Origin of the sequence: Porphyromonas uenonis 60-3 (assembly GCF_000174775.1) — a bacterium.
GTDB classification, from domain to species: domain Bacteria; phylum Bacteroidota; class Bacteroidia; order Bacteroidales; family Porphyromonadaceae; genus Porphyromonas; species Porphyromonas uenonis_A.
Genome location: NZ_ACLR01000120.1, coordinates 1 through 26,563, shown reverse-complemented (window position 1 = coordinate 26,563; position 26,563 = coordinate 1). Strand labels below are relative to the sequence as shown.

Below are 26,563 nucleotides of genomic sequence, written 5' to 3'. Positions count from 1 at the left end.
GCTTTCACGCTTATCTACTTTTGCTCCCGCTCTCGTGCTATCTGCAGAGCTACTTGCGTCTGCTCATCGATGGTCAGCTCACTATTGTCTATGACGACCGCATCCTCAGCTTGGCGGAGCGGATTGATCGCTCTGTGTGAGTCTCTATAGTCACGGTCGGCTAGGTCTGCCGAGACCATCTCCATTGTTGTCGTCTGGTCGCCCTTGCCTCGCAGCTCGTCATAGCGTCGCTGTGCACGCACCTTGGGGCTTGCTGTGAGAAAGATCTTGAGCTCAGCCTCTGGGAAGACGGCCGTCCCAATATCCCGACCGTCCATCACGATACCACCCGCCTCGCCCAGACGGCGCTGCTGCGCCACGAGCATCGTGCGTACGAAGTCATAGCTCGCCACGACACTAGCCGGACGAGAGACCTCTAGCGTGCGAATCTCAGACTCCACATCCTCGCCATTGAGGAGCGTGTGTCCAGTCTTAGGGTCGAAGGTTACCAGCACCCCATCCAGCTCCTCACGTAGCTTGTCTAGTTCAAACTGCTCGCCATCCCATAGCCCACGTCTCATCGCAAAGAGAGCCACGGCACGGTACATAGCGCCACTATCTACATAGGTGTAGCCCAGCTCCTTGGCTAGTGCACGTGCTAGCGTACTCTTGCCACAGGCACTGTATCCATCGATTGCTATCTGTATCTGCTTAGTAGACATACTTGTCATTGCCAAAGGTTGTGGAGAATGAAAACATCAGCCCCAACATTTGCGGATTATAATAGGTTGCACCGAGCGCCAGGCGGTAGTGCCTTTGGTTAAAGCCCACACCAGCCGAAAGACCACTCAGGCTCTTAGCTCCTCGCTCCGAGAGATCCACAGCTTGCTTCGCATTGTACCCAATGCCTACCCAAAACTGCTCAGACGGGACAAACTCCACACCACCTGCGAAGTGACTCGCTATGCGCACGCCCGTCGACCGTCCCGCTCCCCAGGTCTGTATATTATAAGGTGTCAAACCATGTAGCGTGAGGTGAAAGCGTATCGGCGCGTGCGCCAGGCGTTGCGACATCCCGAGACGAATGTCCCACTGTGGCATACGACGTGAGAGCCCGTAGCTCTTGAGCATACCGCCCACATTGGAGATGGTCATACCTAGCGAAGTGCCCCAGTCGGAGCGGTAGTAGCTCAGCCCCGCATCAGCTACAAGCGCAAAGGCCGAGTAACGCTCGATCTGCCCGTAGAGCATCTTGAGCGCCAAGCCACCTCTTAGTCGGTCGGTCAGATCGTAGCTGTAAAGCCCCGAGAGCGACATCTCCATCGCTTGAAACGGAGCCGTCGCCACCCCCTGCGTGTCGTACCCTTGCATCTTGCCATAGTAGGTACTGCGCAGAGCGACCGCCCAGGCACCACGCTTACCGACAGGTAGTCCGTAGAGCGCATTGGCACTGTGCGTACCACGCATGTAGTTGAAGTAGGAGAGAAACATTCGTCCCGCCACCTCGTGTCCATAGAGTGCGGGGTTGTCCAGAGCCAGCCCAGGGTTCGCATCTATGTAGGAGATGACCTTGCCACCCATAGCGAGCGACTGTGCCGAGGGAGGCTGTAGCAGGAAGCCAAAAGTGTGCGCCTCCTGCCCCTGTACCGTAGTATAGGGGAGGAGGCCGAAAAGTAGTAGGAGTAGTGTACTCCCGAGAGATGCTCGAGGCATAGGTCTGCAGTAGAGACGTTACTTGCGTCCGAAGAACCTCAAGAGGTATAGGAATAGGTTGATAAAGTCTAGATAGAGAGACAGTGCGCTGATCACAGCCAGCCGTCCCACCTGCGTATCGTCATAGAGGTCACTCTCAGCAGCTAGCTGCTTCACGCGCTGTACATCATAAGCAGTCAAAGCGGTGAAGAGTACCACTCCGATGAGGCTAATGATCCAATCTAGACCGCTCGAGCGTAGGAAGATATTGACCAGCGAAGCGATGATGAGACCTATCAGTGCCATGAATAGGATAGAACCCAGCTTAGATAGATCCCGCTTGGTCGTAGCCCCCACGAGAGCCATCACGCCAAACATGCCTGTGGTGATAAAGAAGGTCTTAGCAATGGAGCCCAGACTGTATACCACGAAGATGAACGAGAGCGTTACACCATTGAGTGCTGAGTAGACTATCAGCATGATGGTAGCTGTCGCCACGCTCATCTTGTTGATGCGAGCCGAGAGGACGAAGACCAGTACCAGCTCAGCAATGATGAGTAGCCACATCGCTCCCGATGAAGCTATATGATAGAAAAGCCCACTATTTACAAAGCCCATAGCAGTCAGTGCCGTGATCAGCAGGCACATAGCCATCCAGCCGAAGGTCTTGCGCATCACTGTGCTAACCAATGGGGCTACCATATAGGTTTGACCCTCAGAAGCTGTGTCGTTGGAAGGGTTGTAAGGAGGAGGTGTTGTCATAATATTAAAGTGTTAAAGTATTACGTTATCTAGGATATGATGGAGCGAGATGCGCTTTAGCGCTTCCCGTCTAGTGTTTCTAGTGTTGCCGAGTCTAGGACATCAGATTTTGCTATCCGCTTCGGGGGCTGGATGAGTCCGAGCTTTGACTCGTTGCAGAGTGTGTAGGAGAGTTGGTCTGTCACATGTAGCTGGCACTCTGCACTGTCTGATAGTAGCGCATCAGCCGTCTCGACACTTAGCGTGTTCGCCTCGACGACAGAGCGGTCGGAGGCTGTCAGGGAGAGTGTCTTGGTGCGCCCTAGTAGTGTAGCGCGCCCAGATCCAGTCGCTGTGATGTGGGTCTCCCCATCAGACTGCAGTACAGCACGTATCTCAGGTGAACCGCTGTAGCCTATGAAGGACTGCTTGCACGAGAGATATAGATTCGCCTTAGCACTGCCACGTAGTTGCATCTCGGCATAGTTGGCTTCGATGGTCAAGCCCTCTACCTGTCCACCAATCTGTAGCAGGTCAAAGGATGTCTCAGGCTTGTTGCATCCCGTTGCTACCACCTTAGCATCACCGACCACACGTAGCTGGCTGATCGATGGCAATGTGAGCTCTGCGAAGACCTCTCTTGGCACCCATCGATTGTGATAGGGCAGGCGGCTGATCGATAGCGTCTTATTGCTCATACGCACCTTCACGCGATGCCTTAGAGCGTTGGGATAGGAGACTCTGAGCGAGGCGTGTGAGACGGTGTCAAAGTTTATCTGTATCTGCACTCCCGCTCCTATCTCTAGCGTGTCAAAGCTCCTCGTATCGTAGCTGTAGCTCTTGCTACGCAGGCGTCGCAACCAGTAGAGTAGTGCTAGAGCGGAGACGGCTACACCAGAGGCGAGGACTCCGCCAGCTATAGCGCCTTGGCGCCATCTCCGTACACTCACTGGGACTGGTATGTCGGAGAGCCTGTCGGACAGGTGAGAGAGGGATATATTGCGTTGTTTCATAGAGATTCTAGGAGGATGGCAGGAGCTGGTCTCATAAGGTCAATCTTGCATCAAGAGACCAATCACCCTATTTGTAGCTACGAAGATACAAAAAAGTGCAGAGATGCCAACAGTTTCCTCGGTAAGAAACTCTAGTTTCCTCGGAATGAAACTCTAGTTTCTCCTGTATGAAACTTTAGTGCCAAGGGGGGAAAACTTTAGTTTCACTAGGTGAAACCTAGCTTAGCGGGCAAAAAGAGGGGGCTGTACCGCAACATCGCGATACAGCCCCTTGGGTTGGGTCGTTTGGACCGTGATTAGTCGGAGAGCTGGAAGTAGCGCCGCACCGCCTCCTCGTCGCGGGTGATCTGCTTGCGCAGTGCATCTAGGCTCTCGAAGTGTAGCTCCTGACGTAGTCTATCGCAGAGGGAGATCTGTAGCTCCTGACCGTAGAGGTGGTACTCCTCGCCACCCATTAGAAAGACCTCAATCATCGTCTCTTCCTTGGCTAGCTCGAGCGTGGGGCGTGTGCCTATGTAGAGCATGCTCGGTATATCTCGCTGCTGTGTCGCTCCAAAGGGATCAATGGTCGTGCGTGCCATGTAGACGCCAGCGGGTGGAAGCGCTTTGTAGGGGGAGGGTACCTCTATATTGGCGGTCGGGTAGCCCAGTTTGCGCCCTATCTGAAGACCTGTTTTGACTTTGCCCAAGATGGTGTAGGGGTGTCCTAGCTGTCTCTCCGCCTCGGTCACGGCTCCAGTGTCTATCCAGCGACGTATGGCGGTCGAGCTGATGGGGTCTTGGCTCGTGCTGTCTCCCAAGGTATATGCTTCTCCACGTATGCAGCGTATGCCGTAGTGCTGCGCTATCGCCTGATAGTCAGCAAAGTCGAGCCCCTTGTCGTGACCGAAGTGGTGGTCAAAGCCCACGACGAGTGTGTGGATATGTAGCTGCTCGTCGAGGTAAGTGCGGAGAAACTCCTCGGCACTCATCTGTGACAAGGACACTGTAAAGGGGATGACAGCGACCCGCTCTATGCCCATCTGGTGCAGGAGTAGCTCCTTCTCTCGCTCTAGCGTGATGAGGCGGAAGGGACGCTCGGGGTGTAGCACCAGCTGCGGGTGCGGATCGAAGGTAACGACTCCTGAGGTCAAGTGGTCTCGCTCGGCTATCGTGAGGACTTGGCGGATGAGTGCTTGGTGCCCTAGATGTACTCCATCGAAGGCTCCCATGGCAACGACTAGATGCCTCGTGGATTCTGCTCTTTGCATCGGATGAACTGCTTTTATGAGGGTGTGGCTTTATCTTATCCAGGCTTGGGGATTGAGCTTGGTGCGCTCGTGCCATACTTGGAACTGCATGACTCCATACTGTCCCTCATCGTCACTCGCCACGGTGCCTAGGACTTGACCTGTCTTGACCTTTTGCCCTGCTCGGACTGAGACGTTCTGCAGGTTGGCATAGACGGTCAGATAGTTACCGTGACGTATGATGATGGAGTTGTTGTAGCCTGGCACGACGAAAACCTTGCTGACTACTCCGTCAAAGATGGCGACCGCCTGGGTGCCTCGTGACACCTGTATGTCGATACCGCCATTGCGTGTCTGCACTAGGGCTAGGTCGTCGTGCTGCTGGAGACCAAAGCGTCTGATGACACGGTAGCGCCCCTTGACAGGTGCGGGGAGCCGTCCCTTGTTGGCAGCAAAGGAACTAGCCAACTTACGCTCGGTAGCATCCATCGCATAGCCATCCTTGGTCTCGGCGCGACGCTCAGCCTGCTTGGGCACTTTCTGCCCCTTATTACGAGCCTCACGCTCGAGGCGCTCACGCTCCTCACGTGCCTTGCGCTCTGCCTCAGCTATCTCACGAGCTATCTGATCTTGGATAGCTTGGTTGAGCTGCTCTGCCTTACGTTGTTGCTGCTTAAGCTTCTTCTGGAGTGATTGCCGTTCGGAAGAGAGCTCCTTGACCTCGGAGGCGATGCTCTTCTGCTGTTGCTCTAGCTTGACACGCTCCTCGGCACGTAGCTGTAGGAGCGTCCCTTTCTGCTGCTTGGTCGCTATGAGTTGGTTTTGGCTCGCTTGGAGTCTCTCACGGGTGTCGTGTAGCTGTGCTGCGACCTCCTTGTGCGCTCTAGCATAAGCGGAGAGGTAGCGCACACGACGTATGCCCTCGTCAAAGCTGGAGGCGGAGAGGATGAAGAGCAGCCGATCCTCAAAGCGGGGGCGCTGCTGGAGTGCTCGCAGTGTCTGGGCATAGCGTCCACGGCTTACCTCTTCCTCTTGCTGTAGCACACCAATCTGTCTGGCTAGCGAATCGATGGAGACGTTGAGCAGAGAGACCTCTTGGTCTAAGAGTGAGATGACTTGGCTTCGGTCTTTGATCTGCTGACGAACAAGTTTGTCTTGTCGGTTCTTTTCGGATAGGCTCTGACCGAGAGCCTTGATCTCTTTGTCGGTCTTCTTGATAGCGTTGAGTAGCTCGGTACGCTGCTTCTCAAGCTTGCGTACGGCTGCGGACTTCTTGGGTTGCTGTGCCAAGAGCAGAGTGCCTGTGAGCGTGAGTAGACAGAAGGTATAGAGTAACCGTCGGAGGTGTGACATAAATCAATGGGGAAGTGTGTGAAAACTAAAGGAGCCTAAGTAACTCGTCTAGGGTCATAGTCTTATAGCCATCACGAGGCTCGGTGATGCGCTCGCGTAGTTGGGCTGGGCTGAGCACTTTGCTCTTGCTATACTTTAGCTGCATGGAGAGACGCTTGCGAGGGGTAGAGACGAGGAGCTGTGTCGCAATGGCTTTGCTGGAGCCACTCTGGTAGCTGTACCGTCCCTGCAGATAGCCTTTTTGGCTTTGGTCTGTGGAGGCAATGCGGATAGCCCCTAGCTGGCATTGCGCATTGACCAGATAGTTGGCGACCCAGGGCTTGCCCTTGGGGCTATGGAGTGAGACCTCGAGGGAGCCTTTCTCAACGCTGTACTCACTATCGGCTAGATAAGTGGGCTGCCCGAGGAGCAGGTCGCGCAGGAGTGTGTAGGAGACCTCAGCCGCAAGTTGCTCGCTCAGCTCAGAGTAAGTGATAGTGACCTTGGCGTCGTGCATCATGTCGTACAGAGCGACGTGGTCGGGGAGCACGTAGATGCGCAGAGCCTCAATGAAGGGGAGCGGACGAGCCGATATCATCATGCCCTCGCTCTGATCCACAAAGAGGTCTATACGTGTGGATAGCTGCGAGTTGCCTAGAGATAGCTCAGCATTAGCGATGCGATGCTCGGGCGTGTGGCTGATCTGGAGGATTTGGTCAGAAAGCCACGAGTCGCCTAGAGCGCAGCCTCCCTCGTCTGCGACTGTGGGTGCCTTTGGAGAGCTAGAGTGAGTGGTGCGTGTGCCACAAGCTAGGAGCAGTAGCAGGCTACTGATCAGGAGGAGGGTATATGGTAAGGAGTGTCTCATTGCTTGTCCATCATAACTAAGGGTTTAGCGCATCAATCTTCTGCTGGAGCGCCTCCGTGGGGGCTAACTGGTAAGCTCGTTGCCACTGCTGGAGGGCAGCTTGCCGATCGCCACCCTGCAGATAAGCGTCGCCTAGTCGCTCGATGTAACCCGCATTGGGCTTGCCTAATTGCTCGGCTCGCTCTACCGCTTGCGAGAGCATGAGTTGAGCCATGGTCGTTTTGCCTTGAGCTAGAAGGATCGTGCCGTAAGTGTCGAGGATGTTGGCCTCTTCGGGGGCTAGTCCGTAAGCTGTCGCGGCTAGTTGCTCGGCTTTCGCTAGATGGCTACTGTCTTGTGGCGATAAGGTGTAGAGGTAGTAGGCGTAGTTGTTGAGCAAGATGGCATCTCGAGGAAAGAGTCGCTCGGCTATCTCAAAGACCTCTAGCGCCTGTGCCGACTGCTTCTGTCGCTCGTAGATAAGCGAAGAGTAGAGGAGTAGCAGACGCAGTCCTTCGGTCGGCTTAACGCCTTCGGCGGTCTTGAGTTTGGTCCAGTCTAACTGGCTACTGATCGCTTGCTTAGCTTCGTCTAAGCGGTCTTGAGCGATGAGTTCGCCAGCGTAGAGCGCCAGTATCTGAAGGTTTGCGGGGTAGCGCTTGCGTGCCGATGTGAGGTACTCTAGTCGCTCCTGCTCCTTCATCTGCGAAGCCTGCACGAGTACCGCACTATAAGCGGTCTTGGGGTTGTCGTAAAAGTGCTTGATCAGTTGCTCCGCCTGCGCTTTCCCCTCTTGTGTTGAGACAATCATATAAAGGTCGGCGAAGAGTTTCGGATCGGTCGGCTCTAGCTCTGCGAGGCGTGTCAAGGCGGGGATAAACTCTGACGGGATCTGGCTAATGTCTGAGAAGTCTGGCAGTAGCATGGAGACAATGCGTGCCGAGACAGAGGAGATGCTGTCTTGTCTCGCTAGATAGCGGTAGAGGTAGTCGGCCGATTGCTTGGTGTCTCGGCGCGAGGCGATCAACTCGGCTCGAGTCACCTCGATGTAGGCGTCGGGTAGAGAGAGCGTCTGCTGAAGTTGCGCCAGACCCTTCTCTATCTGATCGTCTAGCCTCAGTGCGTTGAGCGCTTCTAGACGTGTGTGGTGATTGCCTAGGTTGCTCGGCTCAAGCGCAACTAGACGCTCCGCAGCTTGGAGCATGCGCTGGTAGTCTCCTAGCTTGGAGGAGGCCTGAGCGACGAGTCGGTAGTAGACTTCTTGCTGCTGAGGGTCTGTGAGCAATGTTGTGTCTAGCTGTGCAATCTGCTCTATCAACTCTTGGTTCTTGTTCAGGATCGCTAGGCTGGTCAGATGAACGAGCAGTATGTTCGGGTGGCTCGACACCTCCCTCGGGAGCATGGCAAAGAGCGAGTCAGCCTCGTCAATCTCTCCGCTACTGTAGAGGAGCGTGAGGTAGTAGCGTACGAGCTCTTGGCTGGCGCGCGCTTGGTCGCTTCGCTTGGTGAAAAGAGTTTTGAGTAGATCTTTAGCTTCGTTTTGCCGACTTGTCAGATCAAGCCAACTGGCTAGCGGGACAGCCGTCCGAACCTGCTGGTCGGGGTAGCCATCGTAGAGGTAGTAGAGGTAGCCGATGGCAGGCTCTTGCGCTCCTGCGAAGAAGAGGATATTGGCATAGTCCTCAATGAGCGAGTAGGCAGTCTCCTTCGTCTCTGTGGACTGCGCAGAGACTTTAGCAGAGGTTAGCCCTAGCAGAGCTAAGAGAAGGAGTAAGAGTGTCTGCCGACCGAAGCTTTTCATACGCCAGTATGTCCAAAACCGCCATCGCCTCGCTGAGTGTCCGAAAGGCTCTCGACCTCAATCCAGTCGCACTGCTCATGGTGTGCGAAGACTAGCTGAGCAATCCGCTCGCCAGGCGCTATCTCCACTGCCTCCTGAGATAGATTGATCAGGATTACCTGAAGTTCGCCACGATAGTCTGCGTCGATCGTGCCAGGCGCATTGAGTACGGTCAGCCCCTGCTTGATGGCCAGCCCACTGCGTGGACGCACCTGTCCCTCGTAGCCAGCGGGGATTTCCATGTATAGACCAGTGGGTATCAGCCGACGCTCTAAGGGTGCCAGCGAGACGCTTTGCTCTAGGTTAGCTCGTAGGTCTAGCCCTGCAGAGAGTGCTGTAGCGTATTGGGGCAGGGGATAGGAAGAGCGGTTGATAATCCGAATAGGAAGCATGAGTTGAGTAGGTATAAAGGTTATTGCTGTGGCGGGTCGCACCACTTGCCGTCACTCTTGATGAGCTCAATGAGGTGATCCACAGCTTCTGCCGAAGGGATGCCATGCACGAGTCGCTCCTGGCCTCGGTATAGGTCGACCTTGCCGACGCCACCGCCCACGTAACCGTAGTCCGCATCGGCCATTTCGCCAGGACCATTGACGATGCAACCCATCACACCAATCTTGAGATTAGGTAGATGCGCTAGTCGTTGCTTAACCTGCGCCACCGTCTGCTGAAGGTCAAAGAGCGTGCGCCCACAGCCAGGACAACTGATGAACTCGGTGTGAGTCATCTTAATGCGTACCGCTTGAAGGATGCCATTGAGCAGGTCCAAACGAGCCTTAGGACTCATAGCCACTGCTGAAAAAGCAACCGCATTGCCGATTCCCTCCAAAAGCAACGAACCGAGCTGCGTAGCGCAGTCGATCAAGATGTCGTCATAGCCTCTCGCATAGGACGCATAGTGTAGCAATATGCGAGGTATCGCACCTCTTCTCGAGAGTTGATCTACGGCATAGCGTACCTTATATATATAGTCCAGCTCTGCGCCTCTTAGCTCCAGCCAAGAGTGTCCGTCCCAGTGAGCTACAAAGTCCTCTAAGTGCTGCACCAGCCGATCCATTGGCGTGTCCAGGTTGATGACCTGTAGTGTCTGCCTTTCCTCGGCGAAAGCTAATTGCGTCTCTTCCAGTCGGGCATCAAAGCCAACGTCAAGAGCTTTCCCGTCGCTGTCCAGTGTCAGCACCGCTGGGTATTTAGCTAGTTCTTCCTTAGCTCCCTGCGCTTGGTTACGAGTTACGGAGCGGTAAGTATGACTTCCGTAGATTGGTCTGGTCTGGTCAAAAGTGGCCAACTGATCGATGTATGCGATAAGCTTCTTGCCAAAGCGAAGCTCCGCCTCAGGCTCCTCGCTCAGAGAGACTCTCAGCGTATCGCCCAGACCGTCAACGAGCAGGCTGGCAATGCCGATACAGCTCTTGACACGTCCATCCTCACCAGCACCCGCCTCGGTGACTCCGAGGTGTAGCGGATAGTGTAGGTCTAGCGCATCCATACGCTCCACCAGTAGGCGCACGGCTTGCGTCATGACTAGGACATTGGAGGCTTTCATCGAGATGACTACGTCACGCATCCTTAGGCTGTCGCACACCTCTAGGTACTCCATGCAGGAGGCGACCATTCCCTCGGGCGTGTTGCCATACCGAGCTAGGATGCGCTCAGAGAGGGAGCCATGATTGACACCAATGCGTATAGTACGGTGACGAGCTTGTGCCTCGCGAACAAAGCGTCCGAAGACCTCTGCTATCTCTGCCCGTGCAGTCTCATCGTCTAGCGAAGCCTTCTGATGAAGGAAGTTGCCTGGGTTGATACGCACCTTCTCCACATGCTTGAGCGCCTCAAAGGCAGGCTCACTCCTAAAGTGTATGTCCGCCACCAGAGGCATGCGACACCCCTCGGCACGTAGTTGCTCAGCGATTACGCCCAAATTGGTAGCCTCTCGTACACCTTGAGCCGTATACCTAAAGAGTTGGCACCCCTCGCTGGCACAGCGTAGAGCTTGTGCCACACAGAGATCCGTCTCCATCGTACTCACGTTGGCCATGCTCTGTAAGAGCAGTGGCGACTCGCCTCCTAGACGAGCCTCACCGATAGGTACGGAGTAACTCTGACGACGCTGGTATCTACAGAGAGACATATTATGGTAGTAGGTGTGTATAGCAAAGATAAACGAGTAGGGGGGGAGGACAAAAGCTGTGTCACCCTCCACCTCTACGTCGTCTTATCGTTAGTTCGTTTTGTACTTATAGTCAGAGATCTGAGCTAGCTCTTTGTTAGCCTTGACGATCTTCTCCTTGAGCGAAGCCTTCTGAGCTCTCACTCTTTGAGCTATCTCTGGATCGCCTAGTGCCAGCATCTGAGCCGCTAGGAGCGCTGCGTTTTGCGCCGCATTGACTCCGACCGTTGCTACGGGAATGCCTGGGGGCATCTGTACGATAGCTAGCAGAGCGTCTAGTCCCTCCAGAGAGGCATCAATAGGCACTCCGATTACAGGCAGTGTAGTCATCGAGGCGATGACACCGCATAGGTGTGCGGCCATACCAGCAGCAGCTATGATGACACGTACGCCACGCTCCTCGGCACTTCGTGCGAACTGTGCTACCTCATCGGGAGTGCGATGGGCAGAGAGTGCGAGTAGCTCGAAGGGTATCTCCAGTGCCTCCAGTTGCTTGGCGGCACGCTGCATGATGGGTAGATCACTCGTGCTACCCATGATGACGCTAACGAGAGGTTGCATCTGCTCTAGCTCTTACTTACCGATTTTCTCTTGATAGCTAGCAGCGTCGAGTAGCTCGTCAGCCTCTGCGGGATTTGTGATAGCTACTTTGATGATCCAGCCCTTGCCGTATGGATCTTCGTTGACCAGCTCAGGAGCATCCTCTAGCTCCTCATTGACCTCTAGGACTTCGCCCGTCATAGGCATCATCAGGTCAGAAACAGTCTTGACAGCCTCGATAGAGCCAAAGACCTCGTTGCGCTCAATCTTCTCACCCTCAGTGTCAACGTCTACGTAAACGATCTCGCCAAGCTCGCTCTGAGCGAAGTCGGTGATACCGATGACAGCCTCGTTGCCATTGATGCGTACCCACTCGTGGTCAGCTGTGTACTTTAGTTCGTTTGGGAAGTTCATAGTTATTTGTTCGTTAAATGGTTATAATTGTCTTTCAATTGATATGTCGCTTGTCTAGAGCCTCCTGCCAGTGCCACGCACGTCGCAGACTCTCCTCGATAGGTATCTCCGCATGCCACTGGAGCTCCTGCTCACCGTAGCTCGTGTCGGCCCATATCTGCTCTATGTCGCCCGCTCTGCGGTCGCCTATGCGATAAGGCACGGTGCGTCCCGTGGCTCGCTCGAAGGCTTGTATCAGCTCCAAGACACTCAGCCCGCGACCCATGCCTACATTATATATATAGTGTGCTGGAGTTGATCCTACATCACTGCGATGCAGACGACGTAGCGCTGCTAGATGAGCCTGTGCTAGGTCCATCACATCGATGTAGTCACGGATGCAGGTGCCGTCTAGCGTGTTATAATCATTGCCAAAGACGACGAGCTCCTTGCGCAGCCCTGCTACCGTCTGGGTCAGGAAAGGAATGAGGTTTTGCGGTGTACCCACAGGCTCCTCACCAATGAGTGCCGAGGGATGCGCCCCGATAGGGTTAAAGTATCGTAGTATGACCGCCTGCAGAGGCATGCCACTCCGCACAGAGTCTGTGATGATATCCTCGTTGATGCGCTTCGTATTGCCATAAGGCGAGGTGGCATCTTGACGAGGAGCCGACTCGGTGATCGGCAGATGCTCAGCCGTTGGCTGACCGTAGACCGTGCAGGAAGAGGAGAAGACAAGGTGCTGCACGCCATACCGCTCCATACAGCGTAGGAGCGTGATGAGCGAATTGATATTGTTGTCGTAGTAGCGTAGCGGTTGCTCGACCGACTCTCCGACTGCCTTATGTGCGGCAAAGTGAATCACCCCCTCTATCTCGCCCTTGTGATGCTCGAAAATCTTACCCATAGCCACCGCATCGGTGCAGTCCACCTCGTAGAATTGTGGTCGTACCGAGGTAATCTGCGCAATGGCATCAACCACCTCACGACGAGAGTTAGACAGGTTGTCTACTAGGATGACACCGTAGCCCGCCTCCTGCAGGACGACGGCCGTGTGGGAAGCTATGTATCCACAGCCCCCTGTGAGGAGGATAGACTTTGGGGTATGTTCGTGCATTGTCATTAGCTAGCGATTTATTTGGGCGAAGCCAACGAGACTTTGAGTTTCATCGGCTTCCCAAAATTACGACAAATCCACGACATAGGACGATTTTTCGTGCAATCCTAACGGGGCTGGCAGATGGTACGAGATGAGCTCATCTACGCTACCATGGAGGAAATCGAACAATTCCTCCGTGCAAATCTTAGAATCCCCACGGAGGAACAAACAAATTCTTCGGAACTTTGATTTGCTTCTTCCGAAGTTTCATTTCATTCTTCCGAACTTTTATTTCGCCCCTCCGTGGAGAATATTTGTTTTTCAGTGAGCGATTTGCAGATTCCTCTGTGGGGACTCAACCTTGATGAGGTCAAATGTTCGCAACTCGCATGTAACTAACGTATTAGCTCTTAGGTGCCTTATCGTACTACTCTGACGGACTGTTGACCTGCAGTGAGGATGTAGTATCCATGAGGTAGGTGCGCTATATTGATCCACTGCTGCGTGTCAGATAGGATGCCTCGGTTGACGAGTAGTCCCTCGGAGGTATAAAGGTTGTAGCTAGCTCCGACGAGGTCGGGTGTTACAGAGATAGCGAGTACTCCGTTGGCATCAGAAGAAGCGCTGAGAGCTACCTGCTGAGCGGGCGTTTGAATCTCCGTCGAGGTAGGCTGTCCCATCATACAGCGTATGCAGGCTGCGCTATAGCGTCCCATGACATTCTCGTAAGTAGCTGCACCACCATCTCCAGACTCCTCATCGTATGGATAGCCCCACACTGTCGGAGCGAAGCCTTCGTTCTTTAGAGAGGCAGATGCTGACCAGTAGTATAGGTCTTCATATCGCTGAGAGGCTAGCCCAGTAGAGCCTGATATGTAGCCCGATGCTGGGAGGAAGCGTCTTACGATACGCTCCTGGTCTGTCGTCCAGAAGTCTGTCTCAGCCACGAACTCCTGCATGGTTGCATATCTCTGTCCGATCCACTTCGCCTCAATGAGAAGACCATAGTCTGACCAGCTCCAGCGGAAGGCGGTGCGATACTTTCCGCTCTCATCGCTACACTTGATGCCGACGATTTCGTTTTTGGTCTTGCTGTAGTAATCAGCTTCATACTCTTTTGTTTGCCCCTGTATGGTGATAGACTCGGTGGTATGCTTGAAGCCTATCTTGCCCGTGAAGTCAGCAACTGCAAAGGAGCTAGGCATAACAGACACCCACTCTGTGTAGCTCGGTATGTGCATACCTTTAGGGCATGGATCGCCACCATTATCACCCCGATAAGTAGCTGGTGCATCGGACGCTAGCGCTACGATGTCCGTCCACTTATCTCCGAGGGCTCCTGTCGTGAGCCAGTCATACTTGGCCTGCCCCTCAGCCTTCATCAGGAAGCTCTTGCCCCACACCTTGGGGTCATTGCCCGATACGGGAGTTTCCTCACGAGGGGCATCACCCTTGTAGTCAAAGGGTACGTTGCGCCCAAACTGAAAGAGTGCACCCCACGCCTTGCCGTCTTCGTTGGGCTTAGCGAGGAGTCCTACATCCTGTAGGTTGTACTCACTCAGGAGCGATAGCGGATTCAGACTTTGCGTAGCATCCTGTGCGGAGAGGCTCTGGCAGTAGAGTAGGGGGAGGGCTAGTAAGATAGCCGAGATGAACTTTTTTGTCATACGTGTGTTGTGAATAGGTTTATAAAAGTGCAAGCTACCACCTGCTAGGGAAACGTATCTCGCTGAGCACAAAGATACTAAATTGGTGCTACGAAGCTACTGGAGAGATGATAGTAGTACGTAGCAAGCTGTCATATGACAAGTCTACAGCTACCTTGTAGATACAAAAAAAGCGGTGAAGACCGCTCCATGGGCACGCTGTGCGGTGCGAGCTTCACCGAGAATGGCTCGCAGATAAAAGCTTTTGGGAAGCGGGCTAAGAGACGAGGACAGAACGAGGCGCAGGCGGTGTACGACTATGGTATGAACGCTTATAAGGTCTACCACAGCATCGGCAACACCAACTACATACCAATCGTGCAGGTGTCGGGCTGGTCAAGCAACAACATCAATTGGTCGCTCACGCCACGAGTGTACAATATTACATCTGAGTACTTCGTAGTCCGTATCCTCAGCAACAACGACAATCCACACACCAAAGCAATATCCTATGTCGCATTCAAGACTGAGTAGTAGCTTCCAGCGGAAAAGCCTATATTTGCACTACAGTAACACAAAGCAGATACAACTATGAGACACTTCGCACCGCTCCTACTACTCGGAGCAATTCTACTGACCGCCTGCAATCCTAAGCAGGAGCCAACACAGAAAGGTCTAGACCCCTCAGCTAGACTTTACATTAACGTAAGAAACAACACAATGAAAGTCACCAACTCAACCGACACAACAACCACGGATGACCCTGTACCCACCCCACGAGAGGTCGTGGAGCGTGCGGGGTGTTTTATGTTCACAGAGCCAAGGCAGGGGCTAACAGACCGCCCGCTAGGTATTGATGATGTGCAGAAGGACTACGAGCACGAGCGCATTATGATGTGGGGTGGAATGATTATGAACGACTTCGACAACAAGGAGGGTCGCCTAGAGCTCAACGACTACTTCCTCAAAGTCCGTGACCTGCGCATACTCGCTCCGATGAGAGAGGGTGAGACAGAGAACCCCATAATAGCATACATACCCAATAAGAGGATGGAGGATGCCGAGGCAGCCATCACCAAAGCCTACAACGAGGGCAACTACAACGAGGTCTACCGACTATTTCAGGAGTTGTACACGGCTATCCCGACGACAACAGCAAGGTGGAAAGCCCTCAAAGAGAAAGGCTTGCAATAGCCCCCAGCAACACAACAGCACAGCCCCCACCAGCCGACCAGCCCGTGGGGGCTTGTCGTATCACCACTTCTTGATGCCTCCGAAGACGTAGTCCAAGACCTTACGGTTGGCTTCGTCTATCTTGGTATCGTCAAAGTCTATGTAGATGTCGGTGACTGAGTTGTCTGCGTGACCGAGGGCTCGTCTTATGGTGTCCTTGGGTATGTCTATCCGTGACGCTAAGGTTGCCCACGTATGACGCGCCCAATAGGTGGTTAGTTCGTCGCAGATAGGCTTGTATGTCCTGCGACCTTGCTTGCCTATATGCACTCGTCCGAGCTTTTTGAGAGCATCGTTGCAGTGACCTATGTAGTCTTTGTAGTTTTTGTAGCCCTCAAAGACACCGACAAGGAGCTTTTGCCCCTTAAGACGGGCTAAGAGCTTTTTAGTTTCGGGCTCCACTTTGATAGAGTATAGTCTCCCCGTCTTGGCTCGCTTGTACTCAATGCGCCCCCGCTTAACCTCCGTGAGACGTGACAAGTCTACCATATTGATACCGATGAGACAAAAGGAGAGGAGGAAGACATCACGATGCAAGGCGAGGTCTTCGGGCAGGTCTAGCTGGACTATCTCCCGTAGCTCCTCTACGGTTAGGGCACGCTTGCGGGTCTGCTCTGTCCGTATCTTGAACCGCCTAAAGGGGTAGAGTGTCGTACGCTCCTCGTCTATTGCGAAGTTGAAGACCGCACGAATGTTACGTAGCAGTATACCCCGTCCGTTAGCTGAGCGACTAGTCTTAGCGAGAAAGGCTTCAAAGCGCTTGAGCCACGCAACGTCTACATCCTCCCACGCCAGCTCTTCGCATCGCTTGTCAAAGGCTTGTATCCTGCGCATCGTATGTCTGTAGGTCTCTCTTGTGCTCTCTGCAGGTCTACTCTCGGCAAACTCGTTAAAGGTCTCCCAAAAGCCCCCGCTGGGTACCCGCTTGGCTATCTTTCGTACTGTCAGTCCTAGGTATTCACCAACTACTTGTCGTACCTCTGAGACGCTATCAATATCATCTAGCGCCCCCTCGTATTGCAAGCGTATGAGAGCCTCCTCTAGTGATACGATGCGCTCGTGTAGCATAGCATTGAGCATACGCGCCTCGGGGTGGTGTACGACCTCTCGCATCTCATCGTCCCATTGCTCCAAAAAGACGCTCCAGCCCGTAGGCTCAACAACGCTGCGTCCCTTGAAGTTGTAGTACATAATGATAGGGTAGGTGCCGTCTGCTTTGGCTCGTCTCCTGTCTAGTCTTAGTCTTGCTCTCATTATTTGTCCTAGTCGTCCTATTCGCTTTGGAGCTTTGTGTGATAGGTTCGTTTTAGCTCTCTTTTTCGTCTCTTGCTCCGTGGCAAAGTTAGCACTTTGTGCTGGTGAATGTGCTGAGAATTTGCTGAAAATTGTAGGGTTTTGCGGAGTTTTGCGGAGTTTTGGCATGGTTTTGTGCTGAGATTGCGACAGGAAACCGATGGGAAAAACCGCTTTTTCAAACGAAAATAGAGCGGTAAACACCACTCTATAAGCAAATTGTAAGTTTTGTGATCGAGTTGGGATTCGAACCCAAGACCTACTGCTTAGAAGGCAGTTGCTCTATCCAGCTGAGCTACTCGACCTATGTATCCCGACACTCCTCACAGAGTGTATCTTCGTAGCGGGCTATCGCAAGCTAGATGCCATGTTCATAAGATCAAAAAAAACGATCTTGACAACCCTCATTACCGCTACGGCTCGGCAAAGATACAAAAAACTATCTCTTCTCCCAAAATCAAGAACGATGAAAGTGCGCGCACGCATAGTCTCCAGCTGAAGAATATTTGTTATATTTGCACTATCGGACGAAGAAGACGTCCGCAAAGTAAAATTCAAATCAAAACAGTATGAAGATCAACGACAAGATGGCCACTTTGGTCAACGCACAAATTAACGCAGAGTTTCACGCAGCATACCTTTACCTCTCAATGTCCTTCCAGATGGAAGAAGAGGGTTATGATGGCTTTGCTCATTGGTTCCTCCAGCAGTATCACGAGGAAATCGAGCATGCCCTTGAGATCGCTCACTATCTACAGCTACGCTCTGGACACCCACAGCTGACAGGTGTAGCCGAAATGCCACAGCACCATGGTACTCCCCTAGAGCTCTTTGAGGCAGCTTACAAGCACGAGTGCCATGTTACAGAGCTGATACACAATATCTATAAAGAGGCTCTAGAGGCTAGCGACTACGCTACTAGCTCGTTCTTTAAGCGCTATATCGATGAGCAGGTTGAGGAGGAAAACACTGTCCTCGGCATCATAGATCAGCTACGTATGGCTGGTGAGAAGGGTATCTATCTCGTCAATGCAAAGCTCTCTAAGCGATAATAAATAGTCGCTCAATGATATAGTAACGTATGAGGCATAGTACCGAAAGGGGGGGAAGGTAACGCTCCGACTACTATGCCTCGTATGTTTTTTAGCAATTTGAGGTGCTTAGGCAGTTGCAGAGACAAAAGTTTTTTGTACCTTTGCACTCACGAAGGCGTTGACAGAGCAATCTGGACGACCGAAGGGGCAGTTACCAGAGTGGCCAAATGGGGCTGACTGTAACTCAGCTGGCGTAAGCCTACGGTGGTTCGAATCCATCACTGCCCACGGCGTAGTCACGACCTTCGGACGACTGATACGGTCAGTCGTGTATATGCGGAAGTAGCTCAGTTGATAGAGCATCAGCCTTCCAAGCTGAGGGTCGCGGGTTTGAGCCCCGTCTTCCGCTCAAGGTGAGTAAATGATTGATAGAGCGGTACGAGTTGCCGCTCTTTTTTTGTATCAGGAGAGCCAGTCCTGAGTCAATGTAGGGAAAGTGAGTTAAATATATGATGATACTAGATAGAGGCGGTAAGTGCGTGTGCAGTGTCTTGGTGACGCTTCTTGTGGGGTGTCTCCTCTTATGCTCTTGTGGTCGTGCAGACCTCTCGGATACAGAGCAACTACCACAGACCTTTGTGGAGGCGGACACGCTCTACAAGGCGGGACGCTATGAGCAAGCTGCGAAGATGTACGACCGTACAGCCGAGGAGTGCTCTGGGAGAGCTAGTCTGCAGAGCCTTTGCTACTACCGTGCAGGTGTCGCTTATAGCCAGACGGAGCAACGGGGATGGGCTATCGTGAGCTATCGCAAGGCGCTACTGCTGACGCCAGACTATAAGGAAGCACGACACAATCTGCGCTTAGCCGAGGAGGCAAGGATGAATATGCCCGCCATGGAGTACCCGATCGTACGGCGCTGGGCCGATGCGTGTGCTTATGCACTCCCTATGAGTGGTTGGCTGGTTATCTCTATTGTCCTTTTTGTGGGGGCAGTTGTCACTTGCTTGGCTTTCTTCTTGGGACGCTCAAGGAGGGTGCGACGCACATCTTTCTATGCAATGCTTATTCTGCTACTCTTGTGGGGCTGTACCTTACTGATGATCCTACATCGTCGTCACTATGATAAGCAGACGGACGTAGCGATCGTGTGCAGTGTCAAGGCTCCGCTATATGCTCTAGAGGATGACCCCGCAGTGGCTGAGCCAGTGACGGAGCTGTACGATGGTGCCGAGCTACGCATCGCATCTACAGCCGAGGGTGGCTCCTATCTGCATGTCGTACTACCTGATGGGACAGAGGGATGGCTACCTAAAGCTAATGTAGAGCCTGTCGCTATCATTCAATAATCATCTCACTCGGAAGTCAACGTAACGAAGATATGGTCGAACAATTAGCTCTCTGGGAGCGCTCGCTCTTTCTCACGCTCAACGCGGCCCACACCCCTTACTGGGATGCCTTTATGTACCTCATCTCTTCACGCTGGCCGTGGATTGTTGTTGCTTTCGGACTGGTTGTCTTCCTTTTTGCCAAAAAGCCTCTCCGCGAGTCTATCCTCCTTGTGGTTATGCTGGCGCTCCTGATTACGGTGGCCGACCAGCTCTCTAGTGGCTTGATCAAGCCTTACTTCGAGCGGTTACGACCCTCTTACCATCCCCTGACGGCAGACGTCGTGCAGTCGGTCTATGGCTACAAAGCGTGGGGGTATGGCTTCATCTCAGGGCATGCGACCAACTTTATGGGGCTGGCGATGTTTACCGCGCTAGCCTTTCGCAATCGCTGGTACACGGTTGTAGTCTTTGCGCTAGCCTTGACAACTGCGTATAGTCGCATCTATCTAGGCGTTCACTTCATCACGGACGTGGTGCCAGGTGCCTGTCTAGGACTACTGCTGGGATACTTGGTCTATCTGCTCTACCGCTGGCTACGTGTCAAGCTCTACAACGTGCATCCCTCGACACCTCAAAGCCGTCTCTGCGCTTCGACAATCGGATATTTGACCGCATTTCTTTGCGTTTACATCCTCTTCCTCTTTGCTTTCGCTGGAGAGCTGATGGGCGTGATGAAAGGGCAGGCGGGCTGGTAGGCTACGCGCTCACTTGAAGTGAAAGTAGTGGGAGAGGCGTACGCTGTCATCCCGATTGAACTCCTCAAGACTCATGATGCGGTGCCACGAATCTATGGTCCCGTTCTTACGAATGCTCCGTGCTAGAGCCATTTGCTGACGGTAGTTAAGGTAGGGATGAGCGGGGATGCTGTCGCTACGTAGGGACTGGAAGGCAGTACTGTAGTTCTTCACCCCGATATAGAAGAAGGGCTTGATACGCTGGTACCTATCTGGCTCCATGCCGAAGACCTCTTGTAGCTGTAGCACGGTGTAGTAACCGCCTAGTTGGTCACGATACCTAGCGATGCGCCTGGCAAAGCTGGGACCGATACCAGGAACTTGTTGGAGTGCCAATGTGTCAGCACTATTAAGGTCTATGCGCTGTCCCTCTCGGAGCTTTGGCTGCGAAGTGTACTGCGGTCTGTCAGGCGCTCCCACGTAATCGGCCGACAGCTCGACACCTTGCGAGGCGTTGCCCTCTTCTTTGTAGGACTTATTAGGCTGTATAGGCGGTGCGTAGGTCCCGCCAGCTCGTCTTTGTGTGGAGTCCGTGGGAAGAGCGCCCATTTGCTCGTTCATCGTCTGTCCTGCCAGTGATGCAAGTGGCTGCGCATTGTAATTATTGTCCCAAAGCACCTTGCCGATGGCCGAGAGTATGATGAGGCTGACGGCTATCAGCACCCAAGTCTCTATGCGTCCTCTCTTGAAGCTACTCATAACTCTTCCGAGGTTGCGGTGTCGGCTATGATGCGCCCATCTTGTAGTGAGATGGTGCGGTCAGCTCGTTGCGCAAAGTCTTCGTCGTGCGTCACGATCAGGAAGGTCTGTCCGAGCCGGTCTCGTAGCTCGAAGAATAGCTCGATGAGCTCCTCCTTGCGCTGTGTGTCAAGGCTCCCAGAAGGTTCGTCGGCTAGGATGAGCGTGGGGCGGTTGATCAGTGCACGCGCCACAGCTGTGCGCTGCTTCTCACCTCCCGAGAGCTGGGCCGGACGGTGCTTCAGACGATCGGCTAGCCCGAGCTGGGTCAGTATCTGCTCCGCTTCGCTGAGTGCTTGGCGCTTGCTCATGCCTGCGATCATAGCGGGGATGGCAACATTCTCTACTGCCGTGAACTCAGGTAGCAACTGGTGAAACTGAAAGACGAAGCCTATCTGACTATTGCGAAAGTGCGCCTGCTTCTGAGCCGAGAGGGTAAAAGGATCAACCCCGTTGATGAGCAGTTGCCCCTTGTCCGGCTTGAGTAGCGTGCCGATGATCTGCAGGAGCGTCGTCTTGCCCGCACCGCTAGGCCCGACGATAGAGGTTATCTCGCTTTGATGTATCGAGAGGGTTATCTCTTTGAGTATTTGCAGAGAGCCAAAGGACTTGCAGATAGAGTCTAGAGTAACGAGAGGCGTGGGCATAAGCTTAGTCGTTTTTACTGAGGAGTAGAGAGGTCTTGTAGTACGTAGGCTGCCATGTTAATGCCGAAGAGCTGAGGCATGTAGGAGATTGTCCCTACGATGCTGCGCTTGTTCTGATCACCGTGAGGAAGGGCACGTATAGCCTCCTCATGCGAAGGCTCGCTACTATAGACACATGGCGTGTCAAAGACAGATCGAGGCGCCTCTAGCTGGCGAAGTCGCTTGCGCACGAAGCGAGCCAAGGCGCAGATATGCGTCTTGCTCATCGGCGCTACCGAGACCCGCTGCGGATCTAGCTTAGCTCCTGCGCCCATAGCGCTGATGATTGGGATGCCTAGCTGATGCGCAGTGAGGATGAGTTCGCACTTAGGCGTGAGCGTGTCGATGCAGTCTAGGATATAGTCGTAGTGATGCACCGAGAGGAGCGTGGGGATGTTGTCGCCCGAGAGATAGGCGGCGTGCGCCTCCACCGCTATGTCCGGATTGATCCGATGCAGTAGTTCCTCCACCACCTCTACCTTAGGACGACCTATGGTATCTCTGAAGGCTATCACCTGACGATTGATATTCGTCTCATCGACCTTGTCGTGGTCTACGAGCGTAAAGCGACCGATACCAGAGCGCGCCAAGAGTTCGCACGCCTTGCTCCCCACACCGCCGAGCCCCACGACGAGGATATGCTTATCGGCAAGGCGCTGTAGCGTCTCGCTCCCGAGGAGTAGCTCCGTACGCTCCAGCCAGTGCGGTATGCCGTCCATAGGTGTCATCGTATCGTCTAGCTACTCCGTGATGCCTCGCTCGTCTAGAGCTTTCTGATAAGCTTTCGCATTGCGCATATGCTCCGCATAGGTAGTGGCAAAAGCGTGATACCCCGAGAAGTCCGCCCGAGCACACATATATAGGTAGTCATGCGGCTTACGGTGCAGCACGGCATCTATCGTGGTCATCTGCGGATAGCGGATAGGACCAGGGGGGAGACCTTTGTATCTGTAGGTGTTGTAGGGCGAGTCAATCTTAAGCAGTTCGCCTCCGATACGCTGAGCCGTGAAGTTGCCCGAGGCAAACTTAAGCGTTGGGTCCGCCTGTAGTGGCATCCCCTTGTGTAGGCGATTGATGTAAAGCCCCGCAATGTCGCCATACTCGTCCGTCTTGCTGGACTCCTCCTCGACTATTGAGGCTATGATTGACACCTCCACAGGCGTGAGTCCCATCTCCTGAGCCAGTGCGGTGCGCTGCTTGTCCCAGAACTTGTGGTAGCTTTGCTCATACTTGTGCAGGAGCTCCCTGGGCGTAGTCGTCCAGTAGACCTCGTGGGTGTCGGGGAGGAACATACAGCGCACGGTCTCCGTCGTAAATCCTAGCGAATCGCAGTAGACCGAGTCTCGCAGTAGCGTGCGTAGCTCCTCAGAGGTCATCGCCAGCGGTGCTGTCAGCTTGTCAATCAGCTCCCCCTGAGTACGAATAGAGGAGAAAGCGAGCTTGACGGGGTCTTGTGCTTCGTAGGCTATCTTCTTGCAAATGGAGAGGATGCTCATCTTTGGCGTCAGATGGTAGCGTCCTGGGCGTAGCTTGCTGTCTAGACGTATGACGCGAGCCACGCTACGAAGGAGGGCGGGGTTCTTGACCTCTAGTTCCTGAGCTATGGAGGTCATCAGGGCCTCACCACTAGTCGTGTCCGTGACGTAGGCATAGTACTCCTGTCGACTGGAGCTACCAGCGGGGCGTAGTAGTAGGTAGGCAGCCCATGAGAGTAAGAGTAGTATGACGATCAGGATCCAAAGAGCAAGTTTACCACCAGTACGTTTAGGCGACCTATTGCGATGATTACGACGTGAAGTATCGTTGAAGTATGAGGGACGCCATTGTCTAGACTTAGATTTGCGACTTCGTGACATAGATGAGAGCTATTCAGTTAGTAAAAACGGATGCGAATAAAACAGTACCCACAAGGGAGGACACACCCGCTAATGGCGGAGTGGGGTAGTCTCTTGTGGGTACTTTCTTGAGTCATAGCGTAGGAGAGACAGCTCTCCTAGATGCTGGATGCCTAAGCATAAAAGGCTGTGCGGAGCGGATTACTACGCCTCTGTCTGTGTGGCTTCTGGAGCGTCGCTTTCCTGCTGAGCTCTCTGCTCCTTACGTATATTGCGTAGCTTGAGGTCTAGCTCATCGATCTCTTGCTGCATCGCATCGCATCGCTCCTCAAGCATCTTGAGCAGATTCTCTCCCGCACTGCTGGTCACACTCAGGCGCTCCTTGTTATTGCTATAGGTCTGCAGGTCGCTCTCCAGTTGCTCCTTCCTGCGGAGTATCTTGTCGTACTCCTCACCGTAAGGACTGGCGGGACCGAAGTTGCGCCGATTATTGTTGCGATTGCCACGTCTGTCGCCACGCGGTCTGTCACTAGCTCTCAGCTTGTTGAAGAAAGCATCCATCTGCTCCTTCAGCTCGTCCTGTAGCTTACGGCGCGTCTTGCGAGGCATGTAGCCCAGCTGGTTAAAGTCTCTCTGCAAGGTCACTGCCGCCTCACGATCAGCGTCGGTCGGAGCTTCGATGGCAGCCAGCTCATGAGCACGAGCTAGAAGCTGCTTAGCCGTAGCCACCGACTCTTTGCTCTCCTCACGCTGCGCCTGGAAGAGCGCTTTGTGGTGCGTATAGTAAGTGTCGCAAGCCTCACGGAAGCGCTTGAAGAGAGCTTGATGCTTGTTGGTGTGGATTAGCTCGTTCCACTCCGTCTGTAGCTCCTGTATGCGGCTGTGCCCCTCAGGCCAGCGCTCCTCCGCGACGATTTGCTCGATCTCCTCGATGATAGCGCGCTTGCGGTCGCCCTGCTCGCTGATGAGCTTGTTGCGGTCACGCATGAACTCCTTGCGCTTGTCAAAGAATATGTCGCAAGCTGTCCTAAAGTGGAGGTATAGCTCCTCACTGACGGCACGAGGCACGCGACCCGTCTTGCGCCACTGAGCTTGTAGCTCCTTGATCTGATCGGTGAAGGTGCGCCAATCCTTGAAGGTATTGATCTCGTTTGGATTGATAGCCTCTATCTGCGTGATGATGCCCCGCTTGATAGTCTCGTTTTCGCCCTCCTGCGTGCGCTGCTGGTTGCGATACTCCTGGTTGTTGAAGTTGATCTGTGCCGAAAGCTCCTGAAACTGCTTCCACAGATCCTTGCGAAGCTCCTTAGCCACAGGTCCCACGTCACGCCAGCGGTGGTGTAGGTCTTGTAGCTCGCGAGCTGCTTGAGTTACATCGGTAGACTCAGCCAGCTCCTTGGCACGCTGTATGATCGCTTCCTTGGCCTCAAGGTTCTTCTTGAAGTCATAGTCACGGAACTCGTTATTGATCTGCTGCAGATCGTAAAACTGCTCTCTCAGATGCTCAAACTCGCCCTGTGTCTGACGCATATCCCCAGGAGGCACGGCTCCTGCATTGCGCCAGCTATCGGTAATCTCACGATACTCCTTGCTGATGACGCTAAAGCTCTCGCTTGATGTGAGTAGCTTGCGCAGACGATCGAGGAGTTCGCGCTTTACCTCTAGATTAGCCTTCTGTTCCTCGGCAATCTCCTCCTGGCGCTTGCGATTGCGCTCCTTAAAGTCATTGAGAAGCTCCTTGAGCCTTATCTCCTGCGCCTCAGCATCGGCACGGAGCTTAGCGTTTTCCTCAGAGACGGTGTTGAGATAGCTATTCATCTTGCTGTAGAAGACGCTCTTGTAGCGATCAATGATGGATCGTGGAGGTAGCTCGCCACTTTGTAGCAAGAGTACCACGTCGTCAGTGATCTGTGCGCAGCTCATCTTGGCAATGTCTGCATCGCTCTTGTTGAGTAGCTCCTGATACTGACGCTCCTCCTCGGTTAGCTCTTCGGTGGGGGCTGGAATCTTCTCGGCTGAATCCTCAGTCGTTACAGCCTCCGCTACGGGCTCCTCTAGAGGCACCTGCGCCACCGTCTCAGGTGATGGGGTTGTCTCTGGAGTGGTCGTCGCTTCTTGCGTTGATGCTGTGTTGGTCGTCTGGTCGAGAGCTGAGCTCTGATTGATGTTCTCTTCTTGTGGGATAAGATTCATATCGAGATGATTCTAGATGTGTTACTAATGTCAAGGAGTCTCGGCGTGCCCCACTGCAGGGTGCCAGCTCCTTGTCTGCTATTCGGTCGGTGTAGTGGACGGCAGGGCGCTCTCCGTGAGTCAGCCACGAGACTCGTCTCGCTACAGGGTAGAGTCACGAGGTTGTAGCGGTGGTTTATAAAAACGTAGCGCTGTGTCAGTCTTCGTTACTCTGATTGCAAAGATAACTAATTCTTGGGGATTGGAGCGTGCCCACCCCGTGTCAAAAGATTTTCTCCTATATGAAAATGGATTTTCTCCCGTGAGAAAATTGATTTTCCTCGGTGAGAAACTAGAGTTTCTCCCGTATGAAACTAGAGTTTCTCCCGCATGAAACTAGAGTTTCTCCTAGGTGAAACTACAGTTTCATCCGATGGAACCAAGGAAAGAGGCAGATGAGACTGTCCTCTTCCTGAAAAAAGTACACAGTTGGGAAGGTGTTACTGAGATGGTACACGGGTTATTTTTGTTAGTCCTGTGAGTGTACTCATCTGTTAGTTTTGCTCCTGCTGGGGTACACGACTTGTGGTCGTTTTTACTGCGGAGGTACACAAAGATAGCTCTTTGTTGGGAGTTAAGCGGCATGGGCTCGGAGCTTTGAGGCTCGGAGCTTTTGGTGAATTGTTCTTAGAAATCTGTTTCTTAGATGGTTGTGTGGTTAGAGGGTTGGGGTAATCTGGTATGAGCATCTGCATCGGAGTCTTCTTGTTGAGGGCTCGATGAGGACGCGCTGTGTTATAGAGAGCAATCGTTTGCGAGAGGATCTCTCGAACTTCTTCTATGGGTTTGTCCTCAAAGTTGTAGAGCCAGTCGTTCTTGATGATCCCGTTAAGTCGCTCTGCCATAGCGTTGTGGAGAGGGTTGCC

General features: G+C 53.5%; 26 protein-coding genes and 3 tRNA genes. 7 read left to right on the top strand and 22 right to left on the bottom strand.

The genetic code is table 11. The annotated features are described in order from the left end of the window. Positions 1–14 precede the first annotated feature (14 nt). The 14 genes from cmk to PORUE0001_RS03755 all read right to left on the bottom strand — a co-directional run bounded on the left by cmk (position 15) and on the right by PORUE0001_RS03755 (position 14,542). Entirely contained in the window at positions 15–701 is a 687-nt protein-coding gene (cmk, locus tag PORUE0001_RS03820; RefSeq protein ID WP_007365144.1) for a (d)CMP kinase, read from the bottom strand. Then, positions 691–1,692, bottom strand: coding sequence for a type IX secretion system protein PorQ (porQ, locus tag PORUE0001_RS03815; RefSeq protein ID WP_007365165.1), 1,002 nt, complete (start codon positions 1,690–1,692; stop codon positions 691–693). The genes cmk and porQ overlap by 11 nt, the downstream gene beginning before the upstream one ends. 18 nt (positions 1,693–1,710) lie before the next feature. Continuing rightward, a complete protein-coding gene (locus tag PORUE0001_RS03810) occupies positions 1,711–2,433 on the bottom strand; it encodes a Bax inhibitor-1/YccA family protein (protein ID WP_007365148.1) in 723 nt (240 codons plus the stop codon). Positions 2,434–2,489: 56 nt separating this feature from the next. Continuing rightward, positions 2,490–3,425 carry a GIN domain-containing protein gene (locus PORUE0001_RS03805; RefSeq protein ID WP_007365177.1) on the bottom strand — a complete coding sequence of 312 codons (936 nt, stop codon included), beginning with the start codon at positions 3,423–3,425 and terminating at the stop codon, positions 2,490–2,492. A 296-nt stretch (positions 3,426–3,721) separates the two neighbouring features. Further along, the gene (ribF, locus tag PORUE0001_RS03800; protein WP_050771557.1) at positions 3,722–4,675 is read right to left on the bottom strand and encodes a riboflavin biosynthesis protein RibF; all 954 of its coding nucleotides are present in this window, start codon (positions 4,673–4,675) and stop codon (positions 3,722–3,724) included. Positions 4,676–4,705: 30 nt separating this feature from the next. Then, entirely contained in the window at positions 4,706–6,007 is a 1,302-nt protein-coding gene (locus tag PORUE0001_RS03795) for a murein hydrolase activator EnvC family protein (protein ID WP_007365138.1), read from the bottom strand. Positions 6,008–6,032: 25 nt separating this feature from the next. Continuing rightward, positions 6,033–6,854 carry a DUF4292 domain-containing protein gene (locus PORUE0001_RS03790; RefSeq protein ID WP_007365146.1) on the bottom strand — a complete coding sequence of 274 codons (822 nt, stop codon included), beginning with the start codon at positions 6,852–6,854 and terminating at the stop codon, positions 6,033–6,035. 16 nt (positions 6,855–6,870) lie between these two features. Then, complete coding sequence (locus PORUE0001_RS03785) at positions 6,871–8,634, bottom strand: tetratricopeptide repeat protein (RefSeq protein WP_007365129.1); 1,764 nt, start codon at positions 8,632–8,634, stop codon at positions 6,871–6,873. Continuing rightward, on the bottom strand, positions 8,631–9,065 hold the full coding sequence (dut, locus tag PORUE0001_RS03780; RefSeq protein ID WP_007365160.1) for a dUTP diphosphatase: 435 nt from the start codon (positions 9,063–9,065) through the stop codon (positions 8,631–8,633). Before dut ends, PORUE0001_RS03785 begins: the two co-directional genes overlap by 4 nt. Before the next feature lie 20 nt (positions 9,066–9,085). Further along, entirely contained in the window at positions 9,086–10,804 is a 1,719-nt protein-coding gene (locus PORUE0001_RS03775) for a flavodoxin-dependent (E)-4-hydroxy-3-methylbut-2-enyl-diphosphate synthase (protein WP_039865568.1), read from the bottom strand. Between the two features lie 90 nt (positions 10,805–10,894). Then, a complete protein-coding gene (gene purE / locus PORUE0001_RS03770; RefSeq protein ID WP_007365188.1) occupies positions 10,895–11,404 on the bottom strand; it encodes a 5-(carboxyamino)imidazole ribonucleotide mutase in 510 nt (169 codons plus the stop codon). Between the two features lie 12 nt (positions 11,405–11,416). Beyond that, positions 11,417–11,797, bottom strand: a complete 381-nt coding sequence (gene gcvH / locus PORUE0001_RS03765) for a glycine cleavage system protein GcvH (protein ID WP_007365141.1) — start codon at positions 11,795–11,797, stop codon at positions 11,417–11,419. 34 nt (positions 11,798–11,831) lie between these two features. Next, complete coding sequence (galE, locus tag PORUE0001_RS03760) at positions 11,832–12,893, bottom strand: UDP-glucose 4-epimerase GalE (RefSeq protein ID WP_007365155.1); 1,062 nt, start codon at positions 12,891–12,893, stop codon at positions 11,832–11,834. Between the two features lie 401 nt (positions 12,894–13,294). Beyond that, the gene (locus PORUE0001_RS03755; RefSeq protein WP_007365193.1) at positions 13,295–14,542 is read right to left on the bottom strand and encodes a hypothetical protein; all 1,248 of its coding nucleotides are present in this window, start codon (positions 14,540–14,542) and stop codon (positions 13,295–13,297) included. A 135-nt stretch (positions 14,543–14,677) separates the two neighbouring features. On the opposite strand from PORUE0001_RS03755, the gene PORUE0001_RS03750 reads away from it, so the two are divergent. Together PORUE0001_RS03750 and PORUE0001_RS03745 are read left to right on the top strand one after the other, a co-directional pair. Further along, positions 14,678–15,055, top strand: coding sequence for a hypothetical protein (locus tag PORUE0001_RS03750; RefSeq protein ID WP_007365187.1), 378 nt, complete (start codon positions 14,678–14,680; stop codon positions 15,053–15,055). A gap of 57 nt (positions 15,056–15,112) precedes the next feature. Next, the gene (locus PORUE0001_RS03745; RefSeq protein ID WP_007365147.1) at positions 15,113–15,715 is read left to right on the top strand and encodes a hypothetical protein; all 603 of its coding nucleotides are present in this window, start codon (positions 15,113–15,115) and stop codon (positions 15,713–15,715) included. A gap of 60 nt (positions 15,716–15,775) precedes the next feature. On the opposite strand, the gene PORUE0001_RS03740 is transcribed toward PORUE0001_RS03745, so the two are convergent. Together PORUE0001_RS03740 and PORUE0001_RS03735 are read right to left on the bottom strand one after the other, a co-directional pair. Continuing rightward, positions 15,776–17,008 (bottom strand): site-specific integrase, encoded by a 1,233-nt coding sequence (locus PORUE0001_RS03740; protein WP_039865538.1) that lies wholly within the window; start codon positions 17,006–17,008, stop codon positions 15,776–15,778. Between the two features lie 270 nt (positions 17,009–17,278). After that, positions 17,279–17,352, bottom strand: a tRNA-Arg gene (locus PORUE0001_RS03735). A gap of 264 nt (positions 17,353–17,616) precedes the next feature. Here PORUE0001_RS03735 and PORUE0001_RS03730 point away from each other — a divergent pair. The 5 genes from PORUE0001_RS03730 to PORUE0001_RS03710 all read left to right on the top strand — a co-directional run bounded on the left by PORUE0001_RS03730 (position 17,617) and on the right by PORUE0001_RS03710 (position 20,167). Continuing rightward, positions 17,617–18,099, top strand: a complete 483-nt coding sequence (locus PORUE0001_RS03730; RefSeq protein ID WP_007365171.1) for a ferritin — start codon at positions 17,617–17,619, stop codon at positions 18,097–18,099. Positions 18,100–18,286: 187 nt separating this feature from the next. Then, positions 18,287–18,369: transfer RNA gene (locus tag PORUE0001_RS03725), tRNA-Tyr, on the top strand. A 48-nt stretch (positions 18,370–18,417) separates the two neighbouring features. Continuing rightward, positions 18,418–18,490, top strand: a tRNA-Gly gene (locus PORUE0001_RS03720). Between the two features lie 100 nt (positions 18,491–18,590). Continuing rightward, positions 18,591–19,430: a hypothetical protein gene (locus PORUE0001_RS03715; RefSeq protein WP_007365185.1), complete on the top strand. Its 840-nt coding sequence runs from the start codon at positions 18,591–18,593 to the stop codon at positions 19,428–19,430. Positions 19,431–19,462: 32 nt separating this feature from the next. Further along, positions 19,463–20,167, top strand: coding sequence for a phosphatase PAP2 family protein (locus tag PORUE0001_RS03710; protein ID WP_007365184.1), 705 nt, complete (start codon positions 19,463–19,465; stop codon positions 20,165–20,167). A 9-nt stretch (positions 20,168–20,176) separates the two neighbouring features. Here the strand turns inward: PORUE0001_RS03710 and PORUE0001_RS03705 are convergent, their stop codons facing one another. From PORUE0001_RS03705 to PORUE0001_RS09805, 6 genes are all read right to left on the bottom strand, one after another. Next, positions 20,177–20,905: a ComEA family DNA-binding protein gene (locus PORUE0001_RS03705; protein WP_007365139.1), complete on the bottom strand. Its 729-nt coding sequence runs from the start codon at positions 20,903–20,905 to the stop codon at positions 20,177–20,179. Then, a complete protein-coding gene (locus PORUE0001_RS03700; RefSeq protein ID WP_007365142.1) occupies positions 20,902–21,591 on the bottom strand; it encodes an ABC transporter ATP-binding protein in 690 nt (229 codons plus the stop codon). The genes PORUE0001_RS03705 and PORUE0001_RS03700 overlap by 4 nt, the downstream gene beginning before the upstream one ends. 14 nt (positions 21,592–21,605) lie before the next feature. Further along, positions 21,606–22,358 carry a ThiF family adenylyltransferase gene (locus PORUE0001_RS03695; RefSeq protein WP_007365128.1) on the bottom strand — a complete coding sequence of 251 codons (753 nt, stop codon included), beginning with the start codon at positions 22,356–22,358 and terminating at the stop codon, positions 21,606–21,608. A gap of 12 nt (positions 22,359–22,370) precedes the next feature. Continuing rightward, positions 22,371–23,486 (bottom strand): endolytic transglycosylase MltG, encoded by a 1,116-nt coding sequence (gene mltG, locus PORUE0001_RS03690; RefSeq protein ID WP_007365131.1) that lies wholly within the window; start codon positions 23,484–23,486, stop codon positions 22,371–22,373. A gap of 183 nt (positions 23,487–23,669) precedes the next feature. Then, on the bottom strand, positions 23,670–25,658 hold the full coding sequence (locus PORUE0001_RS03685; RefSeq protein WP_007365164.1) for a DUF349 domain-containing protein: 1,989 nt from the start codon (positions 25,656–25,658) through the stop codon (positions 23,670–23,672). Positions 25,659–26,191: 533 nt separating this feature from the next. Next, the coding region (locus tag PORUE0001_RS09805) for an integrase core domain-containing protein (RefSeq protein ID WP_007365145.1) at positions 26,192–26,563 on the bottom strand (372 nt) is incomplete at its 5' end.